General features: G+C 75.3%; 12 protein-coding genes, 3 tRNA genes and 1 pseudogene. 13 read left to right on the forward strand and 3 right to left on the reverse strand.

From position 1 onward, the window contains the following. The first annotated feature begins 127 nt into the window (after positions 1-127). From ACFV04_RS25875 to ACFV04_RS25885, 3 genes are all read left to right on the forward strand, one after another. On the forward strand, positions 128-1,492 hold the full coding sequence (locus tag ACFV04_RS25875; RefSeq protein WP_360253813.1) for an FAD-linked oxidase C-terminal domain-containing protein: 1,365 nt from the start codon (positions 128-130) through the stop codon (positions 1,490-1,492). Positions 1,493-1,946: 454 nt separating this feature from the next. Further along, positions 1,947-2,276 carry a hypothetical protein gene (locus tag ACFV04_RS25880; protein WP_380336879.1) on the forward strand — a complete coding sequence of 110 codons (330 nt, stop codon included), beginning with the start codon at positions 1,947-1,949 and terminating at the stop codon, positions 2,274-2,276. Between the two features lie 552 nt (positions 2,277-2,828). Then, positions 2,829-3,614 (forward strand): pyridoxal 5'-phosphate synthase, encoded by a 786-nt coding sequence (locus tag ACFV04_RS25885; RefSeq protein WP_380336876.1) that lies wholly within the window; start codon positions 2,829-2,831, stop codon positions 3,612-3,614. A gap of 130 nt (positions 3,615-3,744) precedes the next feature. Here ACFV04_RS25885 and ACFV04_RS25890 read toward each other — a convergent pair whose 3' ends face one another. Continuing rightward, entirely contained in the window at positions 3,745-4,839 is a 1,095-nt protein-coding gene (locus ACFV04_RS25890; RefSeq protein WP_380532714.1) for a DMT family transporter, read from the reverse strand. Between the two features lie 152 nt (positions 4,840-4,991). Between ACFV04_RS25890 and ACFV04_RS25895 the strand changes: the two genes are divergently transcribed. The 3 genes from ACFV04_RS25895 to ACFV04_RS25905 all read left to right on the forward strand — a co-directional run bounded on the left by ACFV04_RS25895 (position 4,992) and on the right by ACFV04_RS25905 (position 9,215). Continuing rightward, the gene (locus ACFV04_RS25895; RefSeq protein ID WP_380532717.1) at positions 4,992-5,870 is read left to right on the forward strand and encodes a DUF1906 domain-containing protein; all 879 of its coding nucleotides are present in this window, start codon (positions 4,992-4,994) and stop codon (positions 5,868-5,870) included. Between the two features lie 62 nt (positions 5,871-5,932). Continuing rightward, positions 5,933-7,282: a hypothetical protein gene (locus ACFV04_RS25900; protein ID WP_380336869.1), complete on the forward strand. Its 1,350-nt coding sequence runs from the start codon at positions 5,933-5,935 to the stop codon at positions 7,280-7,282. Positions 7,283-7,553: 271 nt separating this feature from the next. Beyond that, the gene (locus ACFV04_RS25905) at positions 7,554-9,215 is read left to right on the forward strand and encodes a long-chain fatty acid--CoA ligase (RefSeq protein WP_380532719.1); all 1,662 of its coding nucleotides are present in this window, start codon (positions 7,554-7,556) and stop codon (positions 9,213-9,215) included. A 95-nt stretch (positions 9,216-9,310) separates the two neighbouring features. On the opposite strand, the gene ACFV04_RS25910 is transcribed toward ACFV04_RS25905, so the two are convergent. Continuing rightward, complete coding sequence (locus ACFV04_RS25910) at positions 9,311-12,862, reverse strand: PAS domain-containing protein (RefSeq protein WP_380532721.1); 3,552 nt, start codon at positions 12,860-12,862, stop codon at positions 9,311-9,313. 178 nt (positions 12,863-13,040) lie between these two features. On the opposite strand from ACFV04_RS25910, the gene ACFV04_RS25915 reads away from it, so the two are divergent. The 6 genes from ACFV04_RS25915 to ACFV04_RS25940 all read left to right on the forward strand — a co-directional run bounded on the left by ACFV04_RS25915 (position 13,041) and on the right by ACFV04_RS25940 (position 19,371). After that, a tRNA-Ser gene (locus ACFV04_RS25915) sits at positions 13,041-13,134 on the forward strand. A 251-nt stretch (positions 13,135-13,385) separates the two neighbouring features. After that, positions 13,386-13,461 (forward strand) — tRNA-Arg (locus tag ACFV04_RS25920). A gap of 31 nt (positions 13,462-13,492) precedes the next feature. Then, positions 13,493-13,568 (forward strand) — tRNA-Arg (locus tag ACFV04_RS25925). Between the two features lie 796 nt (positions 13,569-14,364). After that, positions 14,365-16,884, forward strand: a complete 2,520-nt coding sequence (locus ACFV04_RS25930) for an Ig-like domain-containing protein (RefSeq protein ID WP_380532723.1) — start codon at positions 14,365-14,367, stop codon at positions 16,882-16,884. A 193-nt stretch (positions 16,885-17,077) separates the two neighbouring features. Then, complete coding sequence (locus ACFV04_RS25935) at positions 17,078-18,361, forward strand: SPFH domain-containing protein (RefSeq protein ID WP_380532726.1); 1,284 nt, start codon at positions 17,078-17,080, stop codon at positions 18,359-18,361. Beyond that, entirely contained in the window at positions 18,358-19,371 is a 1,014-nt protein-coding gene (locus ACFV04_RS25940; RefSeq protein ID WP_380336855.1) for a C40 family peptidase, read from the forward strand. Before ACFV04_RS25935 ends, ACFV04_RS25940 begins: the two co-directional genes overlap by 4 nt. A 144-nt stretch (positions 19,372-19,515) precedes the next feature. Here ACFV04_RS25940 and ACFV04_RS25945 read toward each other — a convergent pair. Continuing rightward, a pseudogene (locus ACFV04_RS25945) lies at positions 19,516-20,415 on the reverse strand (aldo/keto reductase); the annotation flags it as partial. A 154-nt stretch (positions 20,416-20,569) separates the two neighbouring features. Between ACFV04_RS25945 and ACFV04_RS25950 the strand changes: the two are divergent. Continuing rightward, positions 20,570-20,773, forward strand: a complete 204-nt coding sequence (locus ACFV04_RS25950) for a hypothetical protein (protein WP_360253789.1) — start codon at positions 20,570-20,572, stop codon at positions 20,771-20,773. Positions 20,774-20,797: the final 24 nt, after the last annotated feature.

Consider the following 20,797-nt stretch of genomic DNA (forward strand, 5'->3'; position numbering starts at 1 on the left):
GCGGACGCCCACGGCCGGGGCCGCCCGCCACGGGCTCCCGGTCGGGCCCGAGGCCCACTTGCCGCACCACCGGCACGCGGGCAGAGTGCGGAGTGCGGAGCTGGTCGGGCGGCGGGCGGAGGCGGCGATGAGTGATCTGACGGACCGACTGGCGCTGGGCCTCCCGGCCGGGGCCGTGGTGGTGGACCCCGACGTGACCGCCGCGTACAGCCGCGACATGGCCGGGTTCTGCGCGGCCGGCGTGCCCGCCGCGGTGGTGTTCCCGGAGACGGTCGAGCAGGTGCAGCACGTGATGCGCACCGCGACCGGGCTGCGCGTGCCGGTGGTGCCGCAGGGCGCCAGGACCGGCCTCTCCGGTGCGGCGAACGCGGTGGACGGCTGCGTCGTGCTGTCGCTGGTGAAGCTGGACCGGATCCTGGAGATCGACCCGGTGAACCGGATCGCGGTCGTCGAGCCCGGTGTGGTGAACGCCGAACTCTCGCGCGCGGCGGGGGAGTCGGGCCTGGCCTACCCGCCGGACCCGTCCAGCTGGGAGTCCTGCACGATCGGCGGCAACATCGGCACCGGAGCGGGCGGGCTCTGCTGCGTGAAGTACGGCGTCACCAGCGAGTACGTGCTCGGCCTGGACGTGGTGCTGGCGGACGGGCGGCTGCTGTCCACCGGCCGCCGGACGGCCAAGGGCGTGGCCGGCTACGACCTGACCCGCCTGTTCGTCGGCTCGGAGGGGACGCTCGGCGTGGTGGTCCGGGCCGTCCTGGCGCTGCGGCCCGCGCCCGCCCCGCAGCTGGCGTTGGCGGCGGAGTTCCCCAGCGCGGACGCGGCCGGTGCGGCGGTCTGCGAGGTGATGGCGCGGGGCCTGACCCCGTCGCTGATGGAGCTGATGGACGCGGTCTCGGTGCGGGCCGTCAACGAGTTGGGGCAGATGGGGCTGCCGGAGTCGACCCAGGCCCTGCTGCTGGTGGCCTTCGACGGGCCGGACCGGGTCGGCGAGCTGGCGCGGGTCGCGGAGCTGTGCCGGGCGGCCGGGGCGACCGAGGTGGTGCCGGCCGAGGACCAGGCGGAGTCCGATCTGCTGCTGGCCGCCCGGCGGCTTGCGCTGCCCGCGCTGGACCGCTTGGGCACCACGATGATCGACGACGTGGCGGTGCCGCGGTCCCGGCTGGCCGAGATGCTGAACGGCGTCGCGGCGATCGCGGAGCGGCAGGGGCTGACCATCGGGGTGGTCAGTCACGCCGGGGACGGCAACACCCACCCGATCGTGATCTTCGACGCCGGGGACGCGGAGCAGACCGCGCGCGCCCAGCGCTCCTTCGACGAGATCATGGCGCTCGGGCTGGAGCTGGGCGGCACGATCACCGGCGAGCACGGGGTGGGGCTGCTCAAGCGGGACTGGCTGGCCCGCGAGCTGGGCCCGGTGGCGCTCGACCTGCAGCGGCAGCTGAAGGCGGTCTTCGACCCGCTGGGGATCCTGAACCCGGGCAAGATGGTCTGATCCTCTCCGGCGACCGACGGTGGATTGTTCGTCTTCTTGCGCCCGCCGTTTCGGTGTGACTTTCCGATGGTCTGCGAATGGCTGAAAAAGTCGACACGGGAGGGTGGTCGAACCTTTCCGGGGCGTGTCCGCGATCCGTCCGCGCCGGGGTGGTGCGCTCGGTGGTTCGTGTGGCGTCGAAGCGCCGCGTCACATCGCGCTCGAATCGACGGCCGTTCGGGCAACGTCCCAGGTGGGTAGCGGTGCGTCGGCGCGCTCTCCGGTTTCCCCGACGTCATGCGCGGCCCGGGCGGATATCACGCTAACGGGCGAAAACTGCCGGACGAGCTAGTGCTTTGTCGATTTGTTGCGGAAGTCTGTCTCCCGGCGTCGCAGCCACCAGGTGTTCGTCTGGCCGGCGAACCCGCACACCATGCTCGACCGTTGCGCGATCAACAGCTTTCTGGAGGCTTTCATGGCTCGCATCCACCCCCGGCGGGTGGCCGGACTCCTGCTCGCCGGTCCGCTCGCGGCCGGTCTGCTACTGCTGGGTGCCGGCATCGCCGCCGCCGACAACGGCGCGGGCGCCGCGGCCGGCTCCAATGCCGGCGTGGTCTCCGACGTCGGCACCGGCAACGTCTTCGGCGGGGTCGACGGCAACGACGTCTCCACGCAGCAGACGGCCACCGGCTCCGGTGCCTCGAACCAGAACAACACGCTCGCGGTGAAGGACAACGCGGGCGCGATCCTGGCAGGTCAGGGCAACAAGAACGTCAACGTCATCTTCGCGCCGATCTTCCCCTGACCACGGGGCCGTACGACGGCACGACCGCACGACCGCACGACCGCACGACCGCGTGACCGCAGGGCCGCAGGGCCGTGCGACCGCGCCGGGTCCTACCGGGCACCACTGAGGGCGGGGGCGCCGGAGGTGGGTGGCCGCGGGTGAGCTGAGCACCCGAGGACGGGCCCGGGCCGTTCCGGACCGGACCGGACCGGTCGATCCGACCAGGACGACCGCAACAGCCGGAACAGCCGGACAGCCGGAACGACGACCGAAACGACCGCGACAACCGGAGGGAACCGCGCATCACCGAGGGAACAGCGCATGACCGGCCAGCGGAAAGGGTCACCGCGAAACCGGCCCCGTGGGCGGTGCCACCATCGGCACCGCCCACGAGTGCGTCCGGCGCCGTCCCCGGGCCGACCGGCCGTGATCCGTCCACCGAGGGCCCGCGCCCGGAGCCGTCGGCCCTCGGCGGTACGGTTGCGCTCCGACAGCGCACCACGCGCCGGAGCCCGGAAAGGAGGGCCCGGCCGGGGTGGTGACCGCGGCAACCGGAGGAGAGGGCGCGCGATGGCGGCGGAGGAGGAGGGCCTGACCGGCCCGGACGAGGCCTGGCCCGCACCGGAGCCGGCGGCGGAACGCCCCGAGCCGGTGGCCGCGCCGCCCGGCGAGCGCCGGCCCGAGCCCCGGTCCGTCCCGGAGCTGCTGCTGGGTCGCCCGCCGATGGCCCGCCCGCTGCCGTTCTTCGACCACGAGGCCGCCGCCGCCGAGCCCGGCCCGCTGTTCGTGGACTGGCTCGCCACCGCCCTGGACGCCGGGGTGCTGGACCCGCAGGCGTTCACCCTCTCCACCGTCGACGCGGACGGCATGCCGGACGCCCGGGTGCTCGTGCTGCGCGACGTCGACGCGGCCGGCACCGGCTGGAACTTCTCCGCCGCCGCCGACAGCCCCAAGGGCCGTCAGCTCGCCGACCACCCGGCCGCCGCGCTGACCGTCTACTGGCCGCAGCTTGGCCGCCAGGTGCGGGTGCGCGGCAGCGTCGAACGGGCCCTGGACCTGGTCGCCGCCGCCGAGTTCGCCACCCGTTCGCCCGCCGCCCGGGCCTCCTCGCTGGTCGGCCGGCAGAGCGAGCCGCTGGCCTCGCTGACCGAGTACGACGAGGCGGTGGCGGTCGCCCGCCGTCGGCTGGAGGCGCACCCCGACGTCGTCCCGCCCGGCCACGCCGTCTACACGCTGTGGGCGCACGAGGTGGAGTTCTGGCAGGGCGACTCCCAGCGCCGGCACGTCCGGCTGCGCTACACCCGCAGCGGTCCGGTCAGCTCCCCGGACTGGTCGCGCTCCCTGCTCTGGCCGTGAGCCGGCCGGTGGCCACGGCCCGGCCGTGAGCCCGCACCAGCCGTGAGCCCGCACCAGCCGTGAGCCCGCACCGGCCGTGAGCCGGCCGTGGCCACCGTCGGCTACGGCCGGCCGCCGTGCGCCGGCGCGCCTATCGTCGCCCGGTCAGCGTGGCGCCCACGCTGGCCGCCACCACGCAGCCGATCCCGGCCAGCTGCGGCACACCGAGCAGCTGGCCCAGCACCACCAGGCCGACCAGCGCGCTGACGGCCGGCTCCAGGCTGACCAGCACGCTGAACACCCGCTGCGGCATCCGCCGCAGCGCGGTCATCTCCAGCGCGTAGGGGATCACCGGCAGCAGCAGCGACACCCCGGCCACCGAAGCGAGCAGCACCACCGGCGAGGCGCCGGGCGCGGTCAGCCCGTGCCAGGCCTCGCCGAGCCCGAGCGGAGCCAGCGTCAGCGCGCCGACCGTCATCGACACCGCCAGCCCCTGGAACCCCTGGAAGGCCGCGCCGACCTTGTCGGTGAACAGGATGTACGCGGCGTAGCAGGCGGCCGCGCCGAAGGCGTACAGCAGGCCGACCGGGTCGAGCGAGCCGCCGCCGTCCCCTTCGCCGAGCAGGGTCAGCAGCACCACGCCGGCGGCCGCGAGCAGCGCCCAGAGCAGGTGGCTGGCACGGCGGGCGAAGACCAGGGCGACGGCGAGCGGGCCGAGGAACTCGATGGTCGCGGCGGTGCCCATCGGCAGCCGGTCGATCGCCCCGGCGAACAGGCAGGTCATCCCGGCCGAGGCCATGCCGAGCAGCGCGGCCGCGCCGAGGTCGCGCGGGCTCTTGTCGCGCAGCTTCGGGCGGGTGACGGCGAGCAGGATCACGGCGGCGAAGCCGAGCCGCAGGAAGGTGGTGCCGCTGACCCCGAGCGGGCCGAACAGCGGCTTGGACAGCGCGATGCCGGTCTGCACGAGGAACATCGCGGTCAGGCAGAGAAGCGGCGCCGGGATCCTCCTCCGGCCTTCGGCCGCGGAGCCCCCCGTCGGGCGCCGCAGGACCTTGCCGAACCGGCCGGTGGACGGGCCGGACCGTGTTCCGGGCGGCGCCGCGGGTCCGGACGCCCCACCTCGTCGCCAGCCGCCCCGCTCGCCGGCAGGCTCGCCCTTGGGGGCGGGCGGCATGGCGAGGGCCTCGGCGACGGCGGTGGCCGACGACGAGGCTGCGGAGGTTTCGCTGGTATGGGAGGTGGGCATAGCGGCGAGTTTGCCGTAAGGAGTGATAAGTCAGCAAGCTCGTTACCAAAATGTGGACGGATGCGGACGGGTGCGTCCGAAAAGGTGGACGCGCGCGGGCTCGGCGGCGTGGCTTCCGCATTCGTCCGACGATCCGTCAGTACCAAGGCGTGGTGCGCTATCTCCGCCCTGCGGCCCTCCTCGCCGCCTCCCTCGTGCTCCTGCTGGCCACCGACGGGACGGGCGCGAGCGCGGGAGCCGCCGTCGCCGTCCCCCGCATCCGGGCCGTCACCCTCCCGGACCGGCCCGGCCCGCTCCACTTCAGCGAGAGCTGGAGCGGCACCGCCTTCGACGCCTGCAGCGCGCCCCCGCTCGACGCCCTGCGGGCCTGGCGCACCGCCTCCCCGTACGGGGCGGTCGGCATCTACCCCAGCGGGTCCCAGCGCGGCTGCGGCCAGCCCCGGCTCACCGCCGAGTGGGTGCGCCAGGCGCGCGCGATGGGCTGGCGCTTCCTTCCGGTGCACGTCGGACTGCAGGCGCCGTGCAGCGACCCGGGCCGCAAACCCCGGCGGATCGACCCGGCGAAGGCCGCGCAGCAGGGCCGCGACGAGGCGGCCGAAGCCGTCCGCGCGCTGCGGTCACTCGGCTTCGGCCCGGGCAACCCGGTCTACCTGGACATCGAGGCCTACCCGATGCGCGACCCGGCCTGCGGACAGGCCGTGGTCGACTTCACCCTCGGCTGGACCCAGGCCCTGCACTCCGCCGGCTACCGCTCCGGCTTCTACTCCAGCCTCGACTCCGGCATCGCCGACCTGGCCGCCGCCGCCCGGGCCGGCAGCTCGCCGCTGCCCGACGCGCTCTGGTACGCCCGCTGGGACGACCACGCCGACACCGCCGGCTCCGGCGGCCTCGACCCCGACCTGTGGAGCGTCCACCAGCGCGTCCACCAGTACCGCGGCAACGTCGCGGAGTCCTACGGCGGCGCCACCCTCACCGTCGACCGCGACCAGGTGGACGGCCCGACCGCCGGCGGACCCCGCCGATACGGCTGACCCCGCCGATACGGCTGACCCCGCCGATAGGGTGGCCCCCGATCCGGCACAGGGGGGCGGAAATGGCGAACGACCAGGAACACGGCGGCCCGAACGGCTACGGCCACGGCGCCGCGAACGGCTACGGCCACGGCCACGGCGCCGCGAACGGCCACGGCCACGGCCACGGCGCCGCGGGCGGCCAGGGCGCGGTGCCGCCGCAGAATCCGTACGGGCAGCCGGCGCCGTACGGACACAACCCGTACGCCCAGCCCGTCCCGCCCCCGCAGCCGTACCCGGCCCAGCCCACGCCACCGCAGCCGTACGGCGCCCAGCCGCCGCCCGCCGCCACGTCGCCGTACGGCACCCGGCAGCCGTCCGCCGCCCGCCCGGACGCCGCCCGACAGCCCGTCCCCGCACCACAGTCGGGCGTGCCGTCGCAGCCCGGCGGCTTCCCCGGCCCGCTGCCCCGCCGCAACCGCTTCGCGGTGCTGCTGCAGTTCCTGCTGCAGTGGATCTACGCCCCGCTCTGGATCGTCGGACTGGTCATCCTCTTCGCCGTCCTGATCCTCTCGGACTACAACGGCGGCGGTCCCGACTCCGACGGCTGGCTGAGGGTCAACCGCAGCTTCATCCCGCCGCGCCGCCTGCGCGCCGAGCTCACCGGCCGCCCGGAGGACTGGGAGCGCTACGTCACCCCGATCATCGAGCGCCGGATCGCCGCCGCCGAGGCCAAGCACGCGGCCGGCGGCGGCGAGGTGCGGGCCGACCTCGGCCGGGAGGTGTCGTTCGGGCTCGCCGACCGCCTCTACCGGGGCCTCGGCGCGGCCGGCGTGGTCCGGATCGGCGAGCGGTACGGCTGGCGGGGGGCACGGCCCTCCGGCACCGGCGGCGAGCACGTCCGGCTGGTCCGCCACTTCCCCGCCCCGACCGGCCTGAACGCCCCCGCCCCGCAGGACCCGCCCGCCGCCCCCGGCACCCCGTGGGGCCCGCAGCCGACCCGCTCCGCCCTGCTGCTGCCGTTCGTCTTCGTGCTCCAGGTCCTCTACGTCCCGGTGTACGGCCTGGCGACCTTCTGGGTGGACCGCCCCGAGCCCGACTACTGGGAGCGCTGGGGTGCCCGCTGGACGGTCGGCCCGCGCGCCTTCCGCGCCGAGTTCACCGACAGCCCCGCCGCCTGGGACCGCCACATCCGCCGCATCCTCGACCGCGACACCAAGCGCGAACTCTCCCGCGCCGCCGACACCTACCGCACGGTCACCGCCCCCGACGGCACCTTCCACCGCCGCATCCGGCTCCACCGCGCCACCTACCGCGGCGCCGGCGCCCACCGGGCCCTGCGCCTCGCCGCCGAACAGGGCTGGACCCTCGACCCCGCCTACACCCCCGACCCCGCCAACTCCCTCCGCCTCTGCCGCCGCGACCACCGCTGACCCCGGCCGCACCGGGACCCGCCTTGCGTTCTTCCGACGATCCGGTGCCGACGCGGTACGGCGAGATCCCCGCCGACGTGCGTTCCCGGCTCCCGGAGCTCCTGCGACGGCGGGCGGAGGGCGGGTCCGGCGCGAATCCGTGATCCGTGCAACGGGGCCGGGATGCTGACAGGGGTGGCGCGGGGCGGCAAAATCGGGCAGGTCGGCGCGCATTACCGCCCGGTAGGTGCCGCAGGCGAAGCCGCCAGTGCCGCCAGGTCAAGGAGGACCCGTGTTCAGCACGATGCAGGACGTCCCGCTCACCGTCGCCCGAATCCTGGAGCACGGGTCCACGATCCACGGCCGCTCGACCGTGACCACCTGGGACGGCACCGGACCGGTCGTCCGCACGTACGCCGAGGTGGGCGCGCGGGCCGCGCAGCTGGCGTGCGCGCTGCGCGACGAGCTCGGGGTCACCGGGGACGACCGGGTCGCCACCCTGATGTGGAACAACGCCGAGCACCTGGAGGCGTACCTCGCCGTCCCCGCCATGGGGTCCGTGCTGCACACGCTGAACCTGCGGCTGCCCGCCCAGCAGCTGTCGTTCATCGTCAACCACGCCGCCGACCGCGTGATCATCGTCAACGGCACGGTCCTCCCGCTGCTCGCCGCCGTCCTGCCGGACCTCGCGCCCACGCTCAGGCACATCGTGGTGAGCGGTCCCGGTGACCGGTCGCTGTTGGCCGGCTTCGCGGGCGGCGTGCACGACTACGAAGAGCTGATCGCGGGCCGGCCCACCGCGTTCCCGTGGCGGGGCGACCTCGACGAGCGGCAGGCCGCGGTGCTCTGCTACACCTCCGGAACCACCGGTGACCCCAAGGGCGTGCTCTACAGCCACCGCTCGGTGTACCTGCACTGCCTGCAGGTCAACACCGGCGACAACTTCGCCTTCACCCCGCGCGACATCGCGCTGCCGGTGGTCCCGATGTTCCACGTGAACGCCTGGGGCATCCCGCACGCCGCCTTCATGTCCGGCGCCGGCCTGCTGATGCCGGACCGCTTCCTCCAGCCCAAGCCGATGGCCGAGATGATCGCCGCCGTCCGCCCCACCGTCAGCGCCGCCGTCCCCACCATCTGGAGCGGCCTGCTGGACGAACTCGACGCGGGCGACTACGACACCTCCAGCCTGCGCATGGTGGTCATCGGCGGCAGCGCCTGTCCGCCGTCGCTGATGAAGGGCTTCGAGGAGCGCCACGGCATCCGGGTCATCCACGCCTGGGGCATGACCGAGACCTCGCCGCTGGGCTCGTTCGCCCAGCCGCCGGGCGGTCTCACCGCCGAGGAGGAGTGGCCGTACCGGGTCACCCAGGGCATCTTCCCGGCTTCCGTCGAGGCCCGGCTGATCGGCCCGGGCGGCGAGCGGATGCCGCACGACGGCGTCTCGGCGGGCGAGCTGGAGGTGCGCGGACCGTGGATCGCGGGGGCGTACTACGGCGGCGCCGGGCAGGACCCGGTGCGCCCGGACGACAAGTTCTCCGAGGACGGCTGGCTGCGCACCGGTGACGTCGGCACGATCACCGCGGACGGCTACCTGACCCTGACCGACCGGGCCAAGGACGTCATCAAGTCCGGCGGCGAGTGGATCTCCTCGGTCGAGCTGGAGAACCAGCTGATGGCGCACCCCGAGGTGGCCGAGGCCGCCGTGGTCGCCGTCCCGGACGAGAAGTGGGGCGAGCGCCCGCTGGCCACCGTGGTGCTGCGTCCGGGCGCGACCGTCGGGCTGCGGGAGCTGCGGGCCTTCCTGGCCGAGCGGATCGCGGCCTGGCAGCTCCCCGAGCGCTGGTCGATCGTGGAGTCGGTGCCGAAGACCTCGGTCGGCAAGTTCGACAAGAAGGTGATCCGGGCCGGCTACGCGGCGGACGAGCTGGACGTCACGGTGCTCGGCAAGGAGTAGCCGCGGGCCCGTGAGGAGGGCCGGTCACTCCCGTACGGAACGGGGGTGACCGGCCCTTCGACGTTTCCCGGGGGCGCGGCGCGTCCCGGCGCGGCTCAGCCCGCGGCGGCGACGCCTGCCTCGCCCATCGCGCCGATGCGTCCGAGCAGGTCGACGATCCGGCCCTGGACGTCCTCGCTGGTCGAGCGCTCGGCGAGGAACAGGACCGTCTCGCCGGTGCGCAGCCGGGGCAGTTCGCGCGGGTCGAGGTCGACCGAGGTGTAGACGACGAGCGGGGTGCGGTGCAGCCGGTCGTTGGCGCGCAGCCAGTCCAGCAGGCCGACCCGGCGGCGGCGGATCTGCAGCAGGTCCATCACCACCAGGTTGGGCTGCACGCTGCTGGCGCGGGCCACGGCGTCGTTCTCGTCCACGGCGTGCTCGACGTGCATGCCGCGCCGCTCCAGGCTGCTGATCATGGCGGCGGCGATGTCCGGGTCGCCCTCGACCAGCAGGACCCGCGGGGCGTGGTGCTCGCCGTCGCGCGGGGCGAGGGCGCGCAGCAGCACGGCCGGGTCGGCGCCGTACACGGCGTCCCGGGTGGACTGGCCGAGGCCGGCGGTGACCAGCACCGGGACGCGGCGGTTGAGCGCGGCGGTGCGCAGCGACTGCAGTGCGGTGCGGGTGATCGGGCCGGTGAGCGGGTCGACGAAGAGGGCGGCGGGGAAGCCGGAGGCCTGGGCGTCGACCTCCTCGCGGGAGCTGACGATCACCGGGAGGTAGCCGCGCGCCTGGAGGGCCTGCCTGGTCGCCGGGTCGGGCTCGGGCCAGACCAGCAGCCGCCGGGTGTTGGCCAGCTCGCCGCCGCCGGTCGGTGACTGCTCGGGGACGGGCCGCTCGTCGGCGGCCGGGAGTTCGGCCATCGCGCGCGGGGCGGTCCGGGCCTCGGCGGGCACGGCGGGCAGTGGCGGGGCGCCGAGCGGTCGCGGCGGGGTGAGTTCGCCCAGGCCGGTGCCGACCGGGCGCGGGGCCTGCGGTTCCTCGGCGGCGGGCAGCGCGGGCCGGGCGGGCTCCAGCGCGGTGCCGGGCGCACCCGTCTCCTGACCGGACGGACCGGACGGTGCGGGCAGTACGGGGGGCGCGGACGGGGCGGTGGCGCCCGTCGACGCGTCCGGGCCGGGGCCCGGCGGGACGGCCAGCCGGCGGCGGCGGCCGGTGGGCGCGGCGGCGGCCTGCTCGGGCGGTGCGGGTGCGGGGCCGGCCGGCAGGGCGTGTTCCAGGCCGGGGTACACCGGGGTGTCGGTCGCGCCGGGCAGGGCGAAGCCGCCGGAGGAGTCCTCGGTGGAGGGGAGGGCGCGTCGGCGGCGGGGCTTGGGCTCGCCGGCGGACCCGTCCGGGGCGGTCCCGTCGGTGGGGGTGCCGCCCGGTGGGGTGCCGTCGGCGGCGGGGGCGTCGGCCGGAGCGGCGGCCGGGGTGGCGGCCGGGGTGGCCGGCTGGGACGCGGTCGGGCCCGGGCCGAGGGCCAGCGGCTCGCGGCCGCCGGACCGGTTCTGCTGGGCCCGCTCGCCCTGGACGGGCACGGCGTAGGCGGGGCCGGAGCGGCCGTCGTCCTTGCCCCACGGGTCGCTCTGCGCGCCGTCCGGACCGGCCAGGCCCTGGCGGCCGTACGCGGGGTCGTTGCCGGTGCCGTTCCACTGCTCGGGGACGGCCCGCTCGACCCGGGCGGGGGCGTTCGGCCACTGGTCGGCGGGGACGTCGGGAGCGGCGGGCGGGGTGGGCGCCGGGGTCTCGCCGGCGGGGCGGCCGCGGCGGCCGCGGCGCTCGGTGGCCGGGGGTTCCTCGGCGGGCGTCCGCTCGGCGGCCGGGGCTTCGCGGCCCGGCTGTCGGCCGGACTCGGCGGTGTCGGCGGTCTCGCCGCTGCTGGGCAGCTGAGGGATGCCCGGCAGTTCGGGCAGGACGGCGCTGTCGCTCTCCTTGGGCCGGTCGGAGCGGCCCTCGGCGGTGGCGCGTTCGGCGGCGGCCTTCGCGGCGGCCGGGTCCAGCGGCAGTTCGACGACGTAGGTGGTGCCGGCCTTGCCGGGCAGCTCGTGCGGCTGGAGCACGCCGCCGTGCCGCTCGACCACCGAGCGGGCTATCGGCAGGTGGACGGGGCTGCCGCCGACGCCGGGGCCGCGGATCTCGACCCGGGCGACCTCGCCGCGCTGGGCGGCGGCCAGGACGACGGTCGGCACCTCGGGGGCCGGCGGCAGCGCGGGGGCGCCGCCGGCCAGGCCGGGCACGGTCAGGCCGGGGGAGGGGGCGGCGGGCGGGTCCAGGTCGAGGCGGGCGCCGCTGACGTCGGCGACCAGGTGGGCCAGGGCCTGGGCGAGCCGGCGCTCGTCGGCGATCACCTCGACCGCGGCGGCGTGCACCGAGAAGCGGACCCGGCCGGGGCCGACCAGCTCGCCGGCCTCCTCGACGGCCCGGCGGACCACCTTGTCCAGGGCGACCGGCACCCGGGCGGCGGCCTTGCGCCGGCTCTTGCCGTCCTTGCCCGGCTCGGCGGCACCGGACTCCTTGCCGTCCCCGGACTCCTTGCCGTCCTTGGCCTCCGCCGTGCCGCCCTCGCCGGCCTCGGAGCGCTGGTGGTCGAGGACGCCGTCGATCAGCTTCCCGAAGCGGCGGCACTCGGCGGCGAGCCGGCGCAGCGTCCAGTTGGCCTCCGGCCAGAGCTGTCCGGCCGGGTCGGCGGCGAGCGCGTCCAGCCGCTGGTTCAGCGCGGTCAGCGCGCCGCCCAGTTCGCTCTCCAGGACGGCGGTGAGGTGCTCGTTGCGGGCGACCAGGGCGAGTTCGCGGCTGCGGTCGGTGAAGGTCATCACCGCGCCGACCAGCTGGTCGCCGTCCCGGACCGGGGCGGTGGTGAGGTCGACGGTGACCGGACGGCCGTCCTTGCGCCACAGCACCGTGCCGCGCACCCGGTGCTTGCGCCCGGAGGTCAGGGTGTCCAGCAGCGCGGACTCCTCCAGCGCCAGCGGGCTGCCGTCGGCCCGGGAGTGCTGGATCAGCGGGTGCAGCTCACGCCCGCCCAGTTCGCTCGCCCGGTACTCCAGGATGTGCGCGGCGGCCGGGTTGACCAGCACGCAGCGCCCTTCGAGGTCCACGCCGAGCACGCCCTCGGCGGCGGCGCGCAGGATCATCTCGGTCTGCTTGTGCTGGCGGCGCAGTTCGGCCTCGACGCCGAGCCGGCCGGAGAGGTCGCGGACCAGCAGCAGGAGCAGGTCGGAGGAGGACGGCGAACGGGAGCCCTCGCGGTACGGGTCGTACGGGACGAGGGGGGAGAGCGCGTAGCCGCGGCTGGTGTCGTTGTCGTCGGCGAAGTCGTTGCCGGAGACCTCGACCGGGAAGGTGGTGCCGTCGGTGCGGTGGGCGGTCATCCGGACCGGGCGGTCGAGGGCGTCGCCGTCGCGGGTGGCCGGGCGCATCGAGCCGGGGATCCGACTGGGGTCGAACTCGGGCAGCAAGCCCAGCACGCCCATGCCCACGAGTGAGGTGCCGGGCGCCTGCAGGGCCTGCACGGCCGCGCTGTTGGCGTCCACGACGGTGCCGTTGCTGTTCACCAGCAACAACGCGTCGGGCAGGGCGTCGAGTATGGCGGCGAGGCGAGCAGCGCCTCGGATCGGCCTGCTGCTCACGTCGACAGGTCTCCTCGGCTCGGGGCAGCTCCTCCGGAGACGGCAGTATCTCATTCTTCTTTGCGGCGGGGACGACCCGCCTAGTAACGTTGGCGGTGGTTGGTGCCGAGCCCCAGGGTTGTGGCATCATCACTGACACACGGAACGGCTCCGCTTCGCGCGGGTGCGGTCCATGTGGGGAGGCTTCGCCTAGTCCGGTCTATGGCGCCGCACTGCTAATGCGGTTTCGGGGTTATTCCTGATCGAGGGTTCAAATCCCTCAGCCTCCGCCAGTCGGGAGCCCCCGTCGACGATCACGTCGACGGGGGCTCTTCGCATTCCCGGGGCAGGTCGGGTCCGGCCCGCACCTGCTCCCGCGCCCCGTTCCCCCTCTCCCCGGCCCCGTCGCGGCCCCGTCGCGGACCGGTCGCGGACCGGGCGGGAGCAGGCCAGGAGCGGCCCCGGGGTAATCGATTTCGCCCCACGTCGCAGGTCATGTAATGTTGTCCCCGCAACGCCCCGGGGGCACGGTTCACCGGGGCGAGCGCTCATAGCTCAACGGATAGAGCACTTGACTACGGATCAAGAGGTTGCAGGTTCGAATCCTGCTGAGCGCACCAACCACTGCAAGATCGGGTTCGCCCGTTCCTTGCGCTCATAGCTCAACGGATAGAGCACTTGACTACGGATCAAGAGGTTGCAGGTTCGAATCCTGCTGAGCGCACCAACGAGAAGCCCCCGGCCACCGGCCGGGGGCTTCTCCGTTTTCCGGCTCCTCCTTCCGGGTCCGCCCGGCCGGCCGGTCTGCGCCGGCCCGTCGTGCGCGGTGCGTGGTGCGTCCCGGTGGTCCCGTCGAGTCCGCCGGAAGGGCCGGCGGCACCCGCGGTCGAGGTGACGGGCGAGCGGCGGGGCCCGGACCGTTCCCGACGGGTGCGGCGGCCACCCGTTCCGGGGCGCTCCCCCCGGTGAGACGAGCCATTCGTACGGAGTTCCCCGATGAATGGTCAGGTGCCGGACGCCGGTGTCCGTCGGATAGGCCGGGAATTCCCATTCCCGCGTCCGTCCGGGTGGTATCGAGCGCCTCCCAACGGATGAAATGCAGCCGTTTCGGGTACATCCCGTCCTGCCGCCCGGATGACCGCCGAACGGGTGGGACGCGGCTGAAAGCGCCGGTGTCGTTGTTCGGCCGCTCCGACACCGTGATTTTTTTGTCGGATCTTGTGTCCACACCTGCCTCCCGGCAGCCGACCGTGAAGGAGAGCCGGATGAGCCGACAGTTCCCCCGTACCGCTGCCTCCCTGGCCGTCCTCACGGCCGGGCTGCTGACCGGTTGGAACGCTCCGCTCTCGGCGGCCCGCCAATCCCCTGACGCCTGGTCGGGGGAACACCGCGCGGTGCTGCCCTCGGGACTTTCCGTCCGGATCGATTTCGACGCCTCTCCCGGAGTGGGTTCCGTCGCCGGAGCGGGAGAATTGGCGGAACGGCCGGGAGGGGGGCAAGCCGGACCCCGTTATGCGGACGGAATGCACCCCGGAGATCCCGCGCAGACCTTCGACATCACTCCGGCCGGTCCGCAGCCGGACGGTTCCTGGCACACCGCCGGAACGCTCCGGCTGACATTCTCCCGGCCGGTCCGCAATCCCCGGCTGCACCTCAGCGGCCTCGCCGCGACCGCCACCGGGAAATCCGGCACCACCGGCACCGCGACCCGGCTCAGCCTCACCGACGGCTCGCCCGCCGCCCCCGCCCTGGTCGGCCGCACCGACTGGACCGGTTGGACGGTCGACGGCAGCACCCTCGCCCCCGCGGGGCGGGACGGCACCTCCGACGGCGCGCCCGGCTCCGCGGCCGAGGGCTCCCTGGAACTCGCCGGGACCGTCCGCACCGCGGCGTTCCGGGTCGAGCAGCGCTCCACCGCCCGGGCCGGCAGCACCACCGCCCCGCCCGTCCTGCGCCAGGCGTACACCGTCACCGTCGACGAGGGCGTGGGCACCGCGCCGCAGGCCTACGGCAACGCCTCGCACGTGGTCTCCGACCTCTTCCTCGGCGCCGACGCCACCAACCCGACGCGGCGTGCCGGGGACCGGTCCGCCGGGGCCGCGGGCGACGAGCCGCTGGTCCGGCTCGACCACGGCGCCTCGCTGCGCAGCCCCTTCGCCGGCCCGCCGCCCAAGCTGCAACCCGGCCGCGGCGAGTACCCGGGAGCCGACCCGTCGATCAGCTTCCCCGCCGAGGCCGCGATCGGCCGCTACTACCGGCTGACCGTCCCGGTCGAGGTCGGCGACCAGCCCGCCACCCTCGCCGGCTGGATCGACTTCGGGCACACCGGTCGCTTCGAGCCCGCCGAGCGGGTGCAGACCGAGGTCCAGCCCGGCGCCGACACCGCGACCCTGGAGTGGACCGTCCCGTCCGGCGCGGCGTCCGGCGAGACCTGGGCCCGGCTGCGGATCGCCCGGGACACCAGCCAGCTGGTCTCCTCCGGCGGCTTCGCCGACTCCGGGCAGGTCTCCGACCAGCGGATCAAGCTGACCGTCGGAGCCGCCAGGCCCGAGATCGCCGAACCGGTCGACGGCACCGTCCTCGCCGACGCCCGCCCGGAGATCAGCGGCGACGGCGCGGTGGCCGGCGCCACGGTCGAGGTCAGGGAAGGCGACACGGCGCTCTGCCGGGCCAAGGTCGGGCGCGGCGGCGACTGGTCCTGCCACCCCGCCGCGGCACTGGCCGCGGGCACCCACGGCCTCACCCCGGTGGAGACCACCAGCGGCGGCGTGGTGTTGCGCGGTGAACCGGTCAGGGTCGCGGTGAAGACCGCCCCGCCGAACGCCCCCGCGCTCACCCTCCCCGCGTACACCAACGACCCCGAGCTGCAGCTCACCGGCACCGGCGACGCGGGCAGCACCGTCTCGGTCACCGACCGCACCGCGGGCGGCGAACTGTGCAGCACGGCGGTGCGGCCGGCCGGCCGGTGGTCCTGCCTGCCGGTCGAGGGCCTGACGGAGGGGAAGCACCAGCTGGCCCCCGTCGCCGTCGACGCGGCGGGGAACCGGACGGCCGGGCAGCCGGTCACGCTGGTGGTCGACACCGTCGCGCCGGACCGGCCGGTGCTCCGCTCGCCGGCTCCGGGGGAGACCCTGCGAACCAGCCGCCCGACGCTCGGCGGGCGGGCGGAACCGGGTGCGAACGTGCTGGTCACGGCCGGGTCGAGCGCGGGCTCCGAGCAGCGGGCCGTGCTGTGCGGGGCGACGGCGGCGCTCGACGGGAGCTGGACCTGCACCGCCAACCGGGACCTGACGGACGGGGAGCAGTGGCTGACCGTCACGGCCACCGACCAGGCGGGGAACGGGACGTCGGCGGACGCGGTGCGGGTGCGGGTCGCCGTCGGGGCGGTGGTGCCGACTCCGGTGGTGCCGAGTCCGGCCGCTCCGAGCCCGTCGGCCGTGAGCCCGTCGTCGTCGGTGGCGCCGTCGGTGGCGCCGTCGATGTCGCCGTCGGCCTCGGTCCCGCCGAGCCCGGTGGTGTCGAGCACGACGGTGCCGGTCGCGTCGGTACCAGTCGCGTCGGGCGCGGCCACGGGTTCCGCGTCGGCCTCCGCCCCGGTCGCGGCGAGTCCCGGTCCGTCCGTCGCGGCGGTGCCCGAGGTACCGGTGCCGCCGGGGGTGCTGCCGATCATCGTTCCGCCGGTGTCCGCTGATCCGTCCGGTCCTGCCGTGCCCGCCGTTCCGAATCCCTCGACCGCTGCGACCACGGTGAGCGGTGCGACCGCCTCGCCGACCGCGATCCCGAGCCCGAGTCCGACTCTGACCTCTGCCGTCAGCCCGTCCCGGGCCGGCTCCGCCGCCGGTTCCGCCGGTTCCGCCGAATCCGGGAGGGGCGCGGCCCGGCCGTTGGCCGTGCCGCCGGTGGAGCGTTCGCAGAGCGCGGCCGCGGGGTCCGGGGAGGTCGGCCGGCGCGCCGGACTCGCCGGGATCCTGCTGGTGCTCGCCGGAATCGGGCTGATCACCCGTCGGGTGTTCGCCCGTGGGCCCGGTGCTCGACGGCGCTGACCTGCGCCGAACCGTCCGACCATCCATTCATGTGCCTGCGCGTCAGGTCGGCTTTGGACGATTCGTCAGTAAATGTCGACACACCTCGACTCAAATGTCGCATTTGATGACGTATGAACTTAGCCTGACCCTGGCACTGCCCGTCAGATCCGGGCCGCCCGTTGCGCGACACACCGACCCAGAGGACCCGTGCATGGACGTCACCCGCGACTCTTCGCAGCGACCCGAAAACCTGACCCAGAGCCTCCCGCCGGCACTGCCGGAACGTTCCGCCTCCGGAGCCAGCCCGCTGGCCAGGGTCACGGCGGTCAGAACGGCGGAGGCCGCCGAGCCGGTCGGCCCGGCCGACGGCGGACCGGCGACCACCCCACTGGCGATCGTCCCCGGGCCGTCCTCCGCCGGCCCGGCGGACCTGCGGGACCCGCTGGAGAGGGCCGCCCCGGAGACCGTCGAGCTGCTGGACGCCGCCTCGGCCGGGGCCCCCGCCGCCGCCACGTCCCGGCGTCCGCCGCGCGCCGACCAGGCGCTGCGCGAGCACGGCGCCACCGCGCTGCCCGGCTGGACCGCCCTGCTGGTGGTGCTGCTCGGGCTGGCCGGGGTCGTGTTCCTGCTGCTGCGCACCGGCGTCGTTCCGCACTGGGACCGTCTCGCGGACCTGCGCGGCCCCGCCGCGCGGGCGAGCGGACGGGCCGAGGCGGACACCGCGGCGATCGCCGGGGTCGGCACGGCCGGCCTGCTGGTGGTGCTCGCGCTCGCCGGGCTGCTGGCCAACCCGGGCGGCGAGACCCGGGTGCTGACCCGCTGGGGCCGCTACCGGGGCACCGTCCGCCGGACCGGCCTGGTCTGGGTCAACCCGCTGCTGCGCCGCCGCCGGGTGGACGTGCGGCTGCGGCACTGGCGCAGCGAGCCGGTGAAGGTGGTCGACCGGACCGGCACGCCGATCGTGGTTCGGCTGCTGATCGTCTGGCGGGTCAAGGACACCGCACGGGCGTTGCTGGCGATCGAGGACCACGAGGGCTACCTGCGCGAGCAGGTCCAGGCGGTGCTCACCCGCACCGCGTCCACGCTGCCCTGCGACAGCAACGCGGCGCCCGGCCCCGCGCTGCGCGACGGGCAGTGGTTCGCCGACGAGCTGACCAGGGCGCTGGCCGCCGAGGTCGCCCCGGCGGGCCTGGAGGTCTACTCGGTGCAGCCGTTGGGGCTGGACTACGCGCCCGAGGTCGCCGAGTCGATGCGCCGCCGGCGGCTGGCCGAACTGGACGCGGGCCTGCGGACGGTGCTGGTGGACGACGCGGTGGAGGCGGCGGCGCTCGCCGTCCGCCGTCTGGAGCGAGCGACCGCGCACGAACTGGACGAGGCCGCCCGCAGCGCGCTGATGGAGCAGCTGCTGGTCGCCTTCGTCGCCCCGGCCGGAGTGGCCGCCTCGGTACCGCCCCCGGCCGTCCGTGCCGGGCGGAAGGAAGGACGACCCGCATGAGGATAGCCACCGGCTCGTACGCCGGACCCGCCGTCACGGCCGGTCCGGCCGGCTCGGTCGGTCCGGAGGAGGATCCAGGCCTGATCGGCTTCGAGGAGCTTCTCGGCAGCGTCCCCGCGATCGCCGGTTGCGGTTGCCCGAACTGCGCGCCCCGGCCGCGCACCGCCCGCACCGGGGCGGCGGCCGGCGGCAGCCGAATACACCGTGCCGTGCGGAGCACCTGCCTGGCGACCACCGTGCTGGCGGGCGCCGGCGTGGTCGGGCTGACGGCCGGAGCCGGGTCCGCGCACGCCGCCGCCGGGAAGCAGGGCTGGGACGGGTCGAAGTACTGGTTCAAGAACGGTGCCGGCGAGTGGCGCTGGACCGGCCACTACGAGGTCTACGCCGACCGCACGGGCCGGACCGGCGGCTCGGCCGGGTCGGGCGGGTCGGGTGCCAAGGCCGTCTCCAACGGACCGGCCGCCTCCGCGGGCCCGCGCCAGGGCTGGGACGGGTCGAAGTACTGGTTCAAGAACGGCAGCGGCGAGTGGCGCTGGACCAGCCACTACGACGTCTACCTGGACCGCACCGGGCAGTCCGGCGGCGGTTCGGCCCCGGCCCCCGCCCAGCCCGTCGGCCGTCCGTCCTCGGACACCGCGCCGGCCTCCGGGAGCCGGGAGACGGCCGTCGACTACGCGCTCGCCCAGCTGGGCAAGCCGTACGTCTGGGGCGGTGACGGCCCGTCCGGCTACGACTGCTCGGGGCTGGTGCAGCAGGCCTTCCGGCGCGCGGGGATAAGCCTGCCGCGGGTGGCCGACGACCAGTACGCGGCGACCACGCCGATCACCGCCGGGCAGCTGCGCCGGGGCGACCTGGTGTTCTGGTCGGACAGCGGCCGCGCCTCGGGGATCCACCACGTGGGGATATACCTGGGCGGCGGCACGTTCGTGGAGGCGCCCCGGCCGGGCAAGACCGTCCGGGTCTCGACCCTCGTCGCCGGCTACTACCCGACCCACTTCGGGCGGCCGTGACCCCGCGGACACCACTCCCCCGCCGACACCACCGGGCCCCCCACCCCATCGCCCGGGCGGGGGGCCGGTGGGGTACCTTGACGGTGCGCTGGCGCGGGAGGCCGCGGGCCGGCGGGCGGTCAGCGACGGGGGGACGCTGCAGAGGGCGCCGGCCAGCAGCGGCGGGAGCTGCTCGACGGTGCGGGCGCTGGCGATCGGGGCGGCGACCGTCGGACGGGCGGCGAGCCAGGCCAGCGCGACGGTGGCGACCTCGACGTCGTGCTCGGCGGCGACGCCGTCCAGCGCCTCCAGCACCTTGGGGCCGCGCGGCTCGGCGAGGTAGCGGGCGGCGCCCTCGGCCCGGGCGCTGTCCACGCCCGGCCCGCCCGGGCGGTACTTGCCGGTCAGGAAGCCGGAGGCGAGCGCGTAGTACGGCACGGTGGCCAGGCCGTGCTCGGCGACCACGTCGGCCAGCGGGCCCTCGAAGGTGTCGCGGGAGACCAGGTTGTAGTGCGGCTGGACGGCCACGTACTTCGCCAGGCCCTCGCGCTCGGCGAAGGCCAGCGCCTCGGTCAGCCGACCGGCGCCGATGTTGGAGGCGGCGACGGCGCGCACCTTGCCCTCGCGGACCAGCTCGTCCAGGGCCGTGACGAACTCCTCGACCGGCGTGTCGTCGTCCCGGTGGGTGTAGTACAGGTCGATCCGCTCGACGCCCAGGCGGCGCAGCGAGGCCTCGGCCGAGGCCTTGATGTTGGCGGCGCCGAGGCCGCTCGCGTCGGGGTGCATGCCGACCTTGGTGGCGATCACGACGTCGTCGCGGTTGCCGCGGCTGCGCAGCCAGTGGCCGAGGACGGTCTCGGACTCGCCGCCGGTGTTGCCCGGGGCCCAGGCCGAGTAGACGTCGGCGGTGTCGACGAAGTTGCCGCCGGCGGCGGTGTAGGCGTCCAGGACCGCGAAGGACTGCTGCTCGTCGGCCGTCCAGCCGAAGACGTTGCCGCCGAGGGAGAGCGGGAAGACGGACAGGTCGGAGGTGCCGAGGCGCACCCGGCTGTGGGTTCCGGTCATGATCGCAGTCAACCCGATCCCGTGGTGGGGCATTCCGGCCGCCGCCGGGTGTTCACGAGCCCGTCGCACCACCGTCGCACGTCGGGGTGGGGCGTCGGCCGGGAAGGGGGTCCGGGCTGTGCCTGAGGTGGGCCGATTCGTTAGAGTCCCTGCCATGGCTGACAACGACTACGACCCCGCCGGCAGCACTCAGATGTTCCGGGCGTTCGTCGACGAGACCCCGGCACGCCAGGAGCCGGGCAACGTTTCCACCTACGGCCGCAGCAGCGGCGGCGGCAGCCGGACCGGCGTGGTCACGCTGATCGCCGTCGTCGCGGTGGCCGTCCTCGGTGCCGTCATCTGGCTGGCGGTCAAGTGACCTTCGCGCGGGTGACCCTCGTCC

This window comes from Kitasatospora sp. NPDC059599 (assembly GCF_042735125.1).
Taxonomy (GTDB): domain Bacteria; phylum Actinomycetota; class Actinomycetes; order Streptomycetales; family Streptomycetaceae; genus Kitasatospora.

Excerpts from the sequence above, each read along its gene's own strand:
- ACFV04_RS25890 (WP_380532714.1), bottom strand. The coding sequence starts at position 4,839 with ATGCCCACCTCCCATACCAGCGAAACCTCCGCAGCCTCGTCGTCGGCC.
- ACFV04_RS25935 (WP_380532726.1), top strand. The coding sequence starts at position 17,078 with ATGGACGTCACCCGCGACTCTTCGCAGCGACCCGAAAACCTGACCCAG.
- ACFV04_RS25930 (WP_380532723.1), top strand. The coding sequence starts at position 14,365 with ATGCACCCCGGAGATCCCGCGCAGACCTTCGACATCACTCCGGCCGGT.
- ACFV04_RS25940 (WP_380336855.1), top strand. The coding sequence starts at position 18,358 with ATGAGGATAGCCACCGGCTCGTACGCCGGACCCGCCGTCACGGCCGGT.
- ACFV04_RS25900 (WP_380336869.1), top strand. The coding sequence starts at position 5,933 with ATGGCGAACGACCAGGAACACGGCGGCCCGAACGGCTACGGCCACGGC.
- ACFV04_RS25875 (WP_360253813.1), top strand. The coding sequence starts at position 128 with ATGAGTGATCTGACGGACCGACTGGCGCTGGGCCTCCCGGCCGGGGCC.
- ACFV04_RS25950 (WP_360253789.1), top strand. The coding sequence starts at position 20,570 with ATGGCTGACAACGACTACGACCCCGCCGGCAGCACTCAGATGTTCCGG.
- ACFV04_RS25880 (WP_380336879.1), top strand. The coding sequence starts at position 1,947 with ATGGCTCGCATCCACCCCCGGCGGGTGGCCGGACTCCTGCTCGCCGGT.
- ACFV04_RS25885 (WP_380336876.1), top strand. The coding sequence starts at position 2,829 with ATGGCGGCGGAGGAGGAGGGCCTGACCGGCCCGGACGAGGCCTGGCCC.